Consider the following 8537-nt stretch of genomic DNA (forward strand, 5'->3'; position numbering starts at 1 on the left):
CCTCTAGCATAGCGGATTTACCGGTGCAAGGCGGGCCGGTTACCCTTTTGTCGCAGGGCCAGCGGCGCGGCCGGCCCTGTCACCGTACGATGCCGAAGGCATAGGCGAGCGGGGCGGCGGCGAGCGCGATTTCCATGGCGATCGACACCCAGTTGAACGTGGTATTGCCGTCATCGGCGATGATCGAGACGAGCCGGCCAAGGGCGGTGAACGCCCAGCCGGCCCCCAGCACCATCCACACGAAGGGCTGGGCGAAGGCGATCGCCAGCAATCCCGTCGCCAGGTAGAAGCCGGCCATCGTCGCCCGGCTCTCCGACAGCGCCTCGGGCACGCCCGGGCGCGCCTGCAGGCGCAGGATGCGGAAGGTGGTTCGCGGCATGATCAGGCAGATCAGCCCGAAACCGATGGTCACGATCGCCGACGCCCAGGCGAGCCATTCGCCCGGCGACTGCGGAGGGATGAGGGTCAGCATGAAAAGCTCCGCCGCATTGTCAGTTGCCCCATGGGAGCCACGCAAGGCGATTAGTCAGAGAAAGCTCTGCGGGTCAACATCGACGGCAACGCGCACCGATCCTCGCGGGTTCGGCGTCGCCCCGATCATCGCATGCAGATAGGCCTGCATGTCCGCCCGTTCGGTGCCGTGCACCAGCAGGCGGAAGCGATGACGGCCGCGTACCATGGCGAGTGGCGCCTCGGCCGGCCCCAGCACGGCGATATCGCCTGCCGCCGGCGCGGCGGCGCGCAGCGCCCGTGCATGGCGTTCGGCCTCCGCGCGGTCATTGGCCGAGACGATGAGCGCGGCCAGCCGGCCGAATGGCGGCAATTGCCCCTGGCGGCGTTCGGCCAGTTGCGCGGCATAGAAGGCGTCGCTGTCGCCGCTCGCACATGCCTTCAGCACCGGATGGTCGGGCTGATAGGTCTGGATCAGGCCGTGGCTGCGGCGGCCGGTGCGCCCGGCACGGCCGGTGACCTGCGACAGAAGCTGAAACGTGCGCTCGGCGGCACGCGGGTCGCCATTGGCAAGCCCCAGATCGGCGTCGACCACGCCGACCAGCGTCAAGAGCGGAAAGTTGTGGCCCTTGGCGACAAGCTGCGTGCCGATGATAATGTCGGCCTCGCCCCTGGCGATCGCCTCCATTTCGAGCCGCAGCCGCTTGACCCCGCCGACCATGTCGGAGGACAGCACGATCACCCGCGCCTTTTCGAAATGCTTCAGCGTCTCTTCGGCGATCCGCTCGATGCCCGGCCCGCAGGCGACCAGGTGATCGAACGTGCCGCATTCGGGGCAAGCCGCGGGCACCGGCTCGTGATGGCCGCAATGATGGCACTGCAACTGTCCGCGAAACCGGTGCTCGACCAGCCATGCCGAGCAGTTCTGGCAGGCGAACCGATGCCCGCACGCCCGGCACAGCGTCAGCGGCGCATAGCCCCGCCGGTTGAGAAACAGCAGCGACTGCTCGCCCCGTTCGAGCGTTTCCGCCATCGCTTCCAGCAGCACCGGCGACAGGAAGCCGCCACGTTCGGGCGCGCTCTTGCGCATGTCGACGAGCCCGACATCGGGCAGCGCCGCATCGGCGAAACGTCGCGGCAGGTGCAGATGATGGTAGCGGCCCGTCTGCGCATTGTGCCGCGATTCGACCGACGGCGTCGCCGAGACGAGCACCGCCGGAAACCCACCCAGCTTGGCGCGCACCACGGCCATGTCGCGCGCATTGTAAAAGACCCGATCCTCCTGCTTGTAGGCGGCATCGTGCTCTTCGTCGACGACGACGAGCCCCGGATCGGCAAATGGCAGGAACAGCGCCGACCGCGCGCCGGCCACGACCTTGACCTGACCTTCGGCGACCTGCCGCCAGACCCTCTCGCGGCTTTTCGGCGCAAGGTCCGAATGCCAGGGCGCCGGCGGGGCGCCGAAGCGGGCGGCAAAGCGCTCCATGAAGCTCTGCGTGAGCGCGATCTCGGGCAGCAGCACCAGCACCTGCCGGCCCTTTGCGAGCGCGGCGGCGATCGCCTCGAAATAGACCTCGGTCTTGCCGGCACCGGTCACGCCCTCGAGCAGGGTCACCGAGAACGCGTCCTTGCGCACCCGCGCGCCGAGCGTTTCGGCTGCGGCGCGCTGGGCGCCATCGAGCCGTGGCTCGGCGAAGTCCGCCTCGGGCGCGGCGACGACCGGTTGCGGGGGCAGGTCCACCGCCTCGAAACTGCCGGCCTTGACGAGCCCGTCGATCACCGAGGGCGTCACGCCGGCGGCATGGGCGAGCCCGGATTTCGTCCAGGCGAGCGGACCGTTCTCGGCGGCCAGCGCCAGCACGCGCCGGCGCGCATCGGTCAGCCGGTCGGGCCGCGCATCGGTCAACCGCAAGCCGGGCACGGGCCGTTCGGGCTCGAATGCCGCGGGCACGCGCAGCACCATGCGGGCCACCATGCCCGGCGCGGTCAGCGTGTAGCGCGCGACCCAGGCGATGAACCGCCGCATGTCCGCGCCGACCGGCGGACAGTCGAAGACCTGCGTGACGCATCGCAGCTTTTTCGGATCCACCGGCTCGGCGTCCTCATCGGCCTCCCAGACCAGGCCGGGCACCTGGCGCGGGCCGAGCGGAACCTGCACGATGGTGCCCGGCGGCGCCGCCTGGCCCTCGGCGAGCACATAGGTGTAGGGCGTCGCCGCCGGCGTCGGCACGAGAACGGGCACGGTCCGGGCATCGTTGTGCGAATCGGCGATCATGGCTGGTGACCTTGCCGCCCGATTGCACTAAACGGAAGCGCAACGCGCGGCGGCCCGCCGCCGAGAACCGTGGGAAAGGGAGCCATGAAATTCTTTGTCGATACCGCAGACGTCGATGAGATCCGCGAACTCAACGATATCGGACTTCTCGATGGCGTGACCACCAACCCCTCGCTGATCATGAAATCGGGCCGCGACTATGCCGAGGTGACCGCCGAGATCTGTTCGATCGTCGACGGCCCGGTCTCGGCCGAGGTGACCGCCATCGAATTCGACGGCATGATGCGCGAGGCGGACGTGCTGGCGCGGATCGCCGACAATGTCTGCATCAAGCTGCCGCTGACCATGGACGGGCTGAAGGCCTGCCGCGCGCTCACCCAGCGCGGCCAGCAGGTCAACGTCACGCTGTGCTTTTCGGCCAACCAGGCGCTGATGGCGGCCAAGGCCGGTGCCACCTTCATCTCGCCCTTCATCGGCCGGCTCGACGACCTGGCGATCGACGGCATGGAGCTGATCGAGGAAATCCGCGAGATCTACGACAATTACGATTTCGACACCGAGATTCTGGCCGCATCGATCCGCACGGTCAATCACATCAAGCAGGCCGCGCTGATCGGTGCCGATGTCGCCACCGTGCCGCCGGCGACGCTGCGCGCCGCCGTCAGGCATCCGCTGACCGACAAGGGGCTGGATGCGTTTCTGTCGGACTGGAAAAAGACCGGCCAGACGATCGCCTGATCCCGCCGCAAGCAGAGGGGGCCGCCCGCCGGGGCGGTCTCCGCTGACCCCGGTCGGATGCGCGGACCCTGAGCGAAGCGGCGAATGGAACGAAAGCGCCGGCCGCCCTCAGAGGGTGAACACCGCCTTCGGGTCGTCCTTGAGATCGTGTTCGCAGTGCTGCTGCAGCTTGACCGTCAGGTCCTGCACGTCGCCTTCCAGCGTTTCGGTCGCGATCGGCGCCCCGAGCGTCATGGCGAAGGTCTTGCCGGACTTGTTGAGCAGTTCGTGGAACACGGTCATGTCGCGCAGTTCCGGATTGCGGTGCGCCAGCAGATAGAACAGCCAGGAATTGCGGGCATCCATGTGCATGGGCACGATCGGCACGCCATAGCGCTTGGCCATCTGGATGCCGGTCGCCATCCATGGCCGCTCGCGCAGCCCGCCATGCGACCAGTAGGCGATGCGCCCTGACGGGAACAGCACGATCGCCCGCCCGTCCTTGAAGGCGCGGTTGGTCCGCACCAGCGTCTCGCGGCTCTTGGCGTGCGATTTCTGGTCGGCGCGCCACTCGACCGGGATGATGATGTCGGCGAGCCCCTTGGAGACGCGGATGGCGTCGCGATTGGCAAAGAACATGAAGTCGGGGCGGGTGTCCTTGAGCATGTCGTAGACGGCGATGCCGTCGGCGATGCCCGTGGGGTGGTTGGACACCAGGATGAAGGCGCCCTGGCGCGGCAGGTTCTCGTAACCATGCACCTTCACGTTCAGGTTCAGCAGATCGCTGACATAGCCGAAGCAGTCGAGCCCGCTCATCCCGGCCACCGCATCGGCCATGCGCACCGCCTGGTCGTAGTGCAGCACCTTGTAGAGCGCCGGCCGCAGGATCGGCCAGATCGGGCTCTTGACCAGCGTCTGGCCGCGTTCGGCGATCAGCTGGTCGACGATATGCGCGTCGGCCTCGGCCGCCCGCGATGTCGAGCGCTGGTTGATCACGCCCGCGAAGGTGGATGGTGCGCTCTGGATTTCCATAGCCATGTGTCCGGTTGGCCTTGGGGCCGTTTATCACCGGCTGGCCTGTGCATGCCGGTGCCCAACATTCCCTTGGCCGTCCCTTGCCGATTTGTGTATCGATATTATGACACATATGGCCATGGCAAGGGAACGCACAACCGACGGTTTCCCGGCCCGCCGAGGCCGATTTGCATCACACTCGCCGGCGTTTGCGTGAGCGCCGTGAGCGGCCCGTGAGTCGCCGCGGCGTCAGCCGGTGGCCTTGTCGACGCCGCGATAGGCTTCATCGCCCCAGATGTCGCGCACCCGCTCGTCGCGGCCGCAGGCCTGGCGATACTTCTTGTAGGCGTCGGCCCGGGTGATGATGCCAAAACGCGTGATCTGGCGCTCATCGCTGAGGTAGTAGTCCTGGTGATAGTCTTCGGCCTCCCAGAACGTCACCGCCCCTTCCACCGGCGTGACGACCGGCTGGCCGAGGATCTCCGACGCCTCGTTGACCGCCTCCATGGCCGCCTTCTTCTCGGCCTCGGTGGCCGCGTGGATCGCCGTCTCGTAGGATCGGCCGCGGTCACAGAACTGCCCGCCCGCATCGAGCGGATCGATGGTGCGCAGGAAGATGTCGACCAGCGTCCGGTAATCGGTGACGTCGGCATCATAGTCGATGCGGACGACCTCGCGATGCCGGCCGTGATTGCGATAGGTCGGATCGTCCATCTGCCCGCCGGCATAGCCGGAGGTGGTGGCAAGCACGCCCTCGACCTTGTCGAAGTCCGCCTCCACGCACCAGAAGCAGCCGCCGGCGACGACGAGCGATTTGGTTTCGGCCTTGGCCGGCGCGATGGCGGCGGCAACGGCCATGATCGCGCCAAGAGCGATCGTACGGGCAAGGTTCGTCATCGGTCTGACCTCCGTTTGATGCCCTCGACTTAGCGGATCGCGCCGGCCGGGCAACTCAAGACGGAACAAGAATGCGTGAGGGCGCGGCGCAGCCCGATGGGGAAATGCTCGACAGACCCTAGACTCGCCGCTCCACCATCATCTTCTTGATTTCGCCGATCGCCTTGGCCGGGTTCAGGCCCTTGGGGCAGGTCTGCGTGCAGTTCATGATGGTATGGCAGCGATACAGACGGAACGGGTCCTCGAGCTGGTCGAGCCGGTCGCCCGTGGCCTCGTCGCGGCTGTCTATCAGCCAGCGATAGGCCTGCAGCAGCGTCGCCGGCCCCAGATAGCGGTCGCCGTTCCACCAGTAGGACGGACACGCCGTCGAGCAGCAGGCGCACAGGATGCACTCGTAAAGCCCGTCGAGCTTTGCGCGATCCTCGTGGCTCTGGCGCCACTCCTTTTCGGGTTCGGGCGTGGTCGTCTTCAGCCATGGTTCGATCTGCCGGTGCTGCGCGAAGAAATGCGTCAGGTCGGGCACCAGGTCCTTGACCACGGGCATGTGCGGCAGCGGATAAACGGTGATCACGCCGTCGATCTCGTCCATGCCCTTGGTGCAGGCGAGCGTGTTCGCCCCATCGATGTTCATCGCGCACGACCCGCAAATGCCCTCGCGGCACGACCGGCGCAGCGTCAGCGTGGGATCGACGGTGTTCTTGATCCACAACAGCCCGTCCAGCACCATCGGCCCGCAATCGTCGAGATCGACATGGTAGGTGTCCATGCGCGGGTTCTCGTCATCGTCCGGGCTCCAACGATAGATGCGGAACTGCTTGAGATTCGCCGCGCCTTCGGGCCGCGCCCAGGCGCGGCCGGGCTGGATCTGCGAGTTGCGGGGTAGCGTCATTTCGGCCATCAGAGCATGCCTTTGTCAGAATGCAGATAAAATGCGTTGCCTTTCGTGCGGCCAGCGGCCCTGTAGCCGCATCCTGCCAGCAGGGCGGCCAGATCGCCGGACCACCGGCCGGCCAGTTCGTCTTCGACGATCATCGCCGCCGGCCACATCGCCTTGGGCGCGTCGCGGAAGAACGCGCCCAGGACCCTGTCTTCCATGCCCTGCGCATCGATCTTGAGCAGATCGATGCGGTCGAGGCCGGCGACCAACGATTCGGCCATTCGCCGGAAGAAACCGCGCTTGAGCAGCGGCAGGCCGAACAGCCCGATCAGCGCCGTTTGAGCGGCCGTCGGTGCAAAGGCTCCGAATTGGGGAATGGCGGCAGCCACCGTCACGCTCGATTTCTACCTCTCCGTTCGGCACCGGGCCGTAGGCATCGTTCCGCTCGGCCTCCTCCGGTATCGCCTTGTTAGTGGACCGGACCGGGGCGATCAAGTTGGACCAATTGACCGGCCGCTGTCGTCCGATGTCGGTGGTCCCCAACGGCCGGGCAAGGCAGGGCGGCGCGGTCCATGGCCGCACCGCATCGATGGCACAAGCGCGTGTATGGGCCGGTCAGGAACCGGCTTGCATGCCCCACAACCGGTTGCGAAGCTCGAAATCGGCATAGATCGCCTTGTCGAGAGCGCGGAGCCCGCGCTCCTCGACCAGCGTTTCGCTCGGCGCAAGGGCCGAAACGCCGATGCCGGCGCGGCCGCCCGGCGGAGCGTAGCCGATGAGTTCGAGAATGGTCGGATAGACATCGACCATGGTCATCGGCCGATCGATCCTCTCGGGCTCGATGCCCGGGCCGAAGGCGAAGAACAGGTTGCGTCGGTCGTGGCGCTTGAGTGCGCGGTAGATCGAGTTCCGCATCGCCAGATGGTCGCTCTGGACGACGACGACGGTGTTTTCGAGATAACCACCCTCCTCCAGCCGCGTCAGCAGTTCGGCGGCCAGTTCATGGGTGCAGCGGAATGCCTTCAGCGTTGGATCGGCGATCGCATCGACGCTCGGCCGACCGTGACAGGAGCGCGAGACATAACCGCGCGGCGCGTGCCCGCCGATATTGGTCAGCGACAGGGCCCAGGGTCCGCCGGACCCGGCCAGGCGCACCACCTCGCGATAGGCCGCATCATAGGCATCCTCGTCGTCCAGGCCCCATTCGCTTCCGCCGAGCGGATAGTCCGGCCGCAATTGCGGGTAGCCAAGGCGGTTGCGCCAGCCATGGCTGGCGACGAACTTGTCGGTTCCGGCAAAGCCGAGCGGGGCGGCCTTCATGAATGTGGTCTCATAGCCGTCGCGCGACAAAAGGTCGCCAAGGCACTCGGCCCCGGAAAGAAAGCCGCCCTCGATGACATGGAAGCTGTTAAGCGAGATCAGGCCGATCGGCATCAGCGGCACGCCGCAATGGGCGGCCACCTGGCCGGCCAGCGTCCAGTTGGTCAGCGCCGCCTCGCGCAGGTCGGTCAGTTGCAGCCCGCGCCCGGCAAAGCTGTCGAGCGGACCGAGCACGTCGCCGAAGGCGGGCTCGCGCAGCGTCGCCTCGCTGCTTTCAAGGAAGATGTGGAGCAGGTTCGGCCGGCCGTCGCCGGCCGGCGCCTCGATCGCGGCGGGCTCGATATAGCGTTCGACCAGAGGCCTCTCCGAGGAGGCTTGCGCGTCGCCGACATATTCGAGCAGCGCGATGGTGAATGGATTGACGACGAGCAGCGGCACGACGAGCACGCGGTCGAGCCGGCGGAAGCGGAAGTCGGTCGCCGCGACGAGCCACAGACCAACGACGAGCGCGGCGATGGAGCCAAGCGGCAGATAGGATGTGGCCAGGAACTCGCCGACCACGCCATTGGCCTGCACCCCGTAGTCCATGTGAAACAGGATCGGGCCGACGCCGAAATCGCCGAATTTCACGGTAATGAAATACCACGCCGAGAACAACAGCGCCGGCACGAGGACCAGTGGCGGCCGGAAGCGGGCGCGGCCCGTGTGGCTGCGCTTGGGACCGATGCGCGTTGCGGCGAGGATCAATCCGACAGCGACCAGCGCGGTCAGCGCCACGCTCGCCTCGTACATACTCTGGATGATGAAGCTCAGCCCGACGATCACCAGTGCCATACCGAGCATCCAGCCCGACGGCTCGTCCTTGCGCGCCAGCGTCCTGGGGTTCATCGATCCGCCCCTTGCCTAGAGTGTTCTGTGATGAGATTGAATCAATTCTGTTTCTCGGCTGGCGAGGCGATCCACAAGGAGAAGCGCGCCGTGCGTAGC

At 66.7% G+C, this 8537-nt stretch carries 8 protein-coding genes; 1 reads left to right on the forward strand and 7 read right to left on the reverse strand.

All coding sequences use genetic code 11. The features are described 5' to 3' along the window. Positions 1-79: 79 nt before the first annotated feature. Entirely contained in the window at positions 80-472 is a 393-nt protein-coding gene (locus RBB34_RS17765) for a DUF4345 family protein (protein WP_306120586.1), read from the reverse strand. 54 nt (positions 473-526) lie between these two features. Further along, complete coding sequence (locus tag RBB34_RS17770; RefSeq protein WP_306120587.1) at positions 527-2725, reverse strand: primosomal protein N'; 2199 nt, start codon at positions 2723-2725, stop codon at positions 527-529. Between the two features lie 84 nt (positions 2726-2809). Here RBB34_RS17770 and fsa point away from each other — a divergent pair, with 84 nt between their 5' ends. Continuing rightward, positions 2810-3463 (forward strand): fructose-6-phosphate aldolase, encoded by a 654-nt coding sequence (gene fsa / locus RBB34_RS17775; protein WP_306120588.1) that lies wholly within the window; start codon positions 2810-2812, stop codon positions 3461-3463. Between the two features lie 108 nt (positions 3464-3571). Here the strand turns inward: fsa and RBB34_RS17780 are convergent, their stop codons facing one another. The 5 genes from RBB34_RS17780 to RBB34_RS17800 all read right to left on the reverse strand — a co-directional run bounded on the left by RBB34_RS17780 (position 3572) and on the right by RBB34_RS17800 (position 8438). After that, the gene (locus RBB34_RS17780; protein WP_306120589.1) at positions 3572-4480 is read right to left on the reverse strand and encodes a lysophospholipid acyltransferase family protein; all 909 of its coding nucleotides are present in this window, start codon (positions 4478-4480) and stop codon (positions 3572-3574) included. Positions 4481-4705: 225 nt separating this feature from the next. Further along, positions 4706-5353: a peptide-methionine (S)-S-oxide reductase MsrA gene (msrA, locus tag RBB34_RS17785; protein WP_306120590.1), complete on the reverse strand. Its 648-nt coding sequence runs from the start codon at positions 5351-5353 to the stop codon at positions 4706-4708. A gap of 118 nt (positions 5354-5471) precedes the next feature. Further along, positions 5472-6251, reverse strand: coding sequence for a succinate dehydrogenase iron-sulfur subunit (locus RBB34_RS17790; protein WP_306120591.1), 780 nt, complete (start codon positions 6249-6251; stop codon positions 5472-5474). Continuing rightward, entirely contained in the window at positions 6251-6625 is a 375-nt protein-coding gene (locus RBB34_RS17795) for a hypothetical protein (protein WP_306120592.1), read from the reverse strand. The genes RBB34_RS17790 and RBB34_RS17795 overlap by 1 nt, the downstream gene beginning before the upstream one ends. Before the next feature lie 220 nt (positions 6626-6845). Continuing rightward, positions 6846-8438 (reverse strand): sulfatase-like hydrolase/transferase, encoded by a 1593-nt coding sequence (locus RBB34_RS17800; RefSeq protein WP_306120593.1) that lies wholly within the window; start codon positions 8436-8438, stop codon positions 6846-6848. Positions 8439-8537: the final 99 nt, after the last annotated feature.

The organism is Roseitalea sp. MMSF_3546 (assembly GCF_030732865.1).
In the GTDB taxonomy this organism is placed as follows: domain Bacteria; phylum Pseudomonadota; class Alphaproteobacteria; order Rhizobiales; family Rhizobiaceae; genus Roseitalea.

Coding starts and splice junctions, on each gene's coding strand:
- msrA (WP_306120590.1), bottom strand. CDS start 5,353: ATGACGAACCTTGCCCGTACGATCGCTCTTGGCGCGATCATGGCCGTT.
- RBB34_RS17765 (WP_306120586.1), bottom strand. CDS start 472: ATGCTGACCCTCATCCCTCCGCAGTCGCCGGGCGAATGGCTCGCCTGG.
- RBB34_RS17790 (WP_306120591.1), bottom strand. CDS start 6,251: ATGGCCGAAATGACGCTACCCCGCAACTCGCAGATCCAGCCCGGCCGC.
- RBB34_RS17770 (WP_306120587.1), bottom strand. CDS start 2,725: ATGATCGCCGATTCGCACAACGATGCCCGGACCGTGCCCGTTCTCGTG.
- RBB34_RS17780 (WP_306120589.1), bottom strand. CDS start 4,480: ATGGCTATGGAAATCCAGAGCGCACCATCCACCTTCGCGGGCGTGATC.
- RBB34_RS17800 (WP_306120593.1), bottom strand. CDS start 8,438: ATGAACCCCAGGACGCTGGCGCGCAAGGACGAGCCGTCGGGCTGGATG.
- fsa (WP_306120588.1), top strand. CDS start 2,810: ATGAAATTCTTTGTCGATACCGCAGACGTCGATGAGATCCGCGAACTC.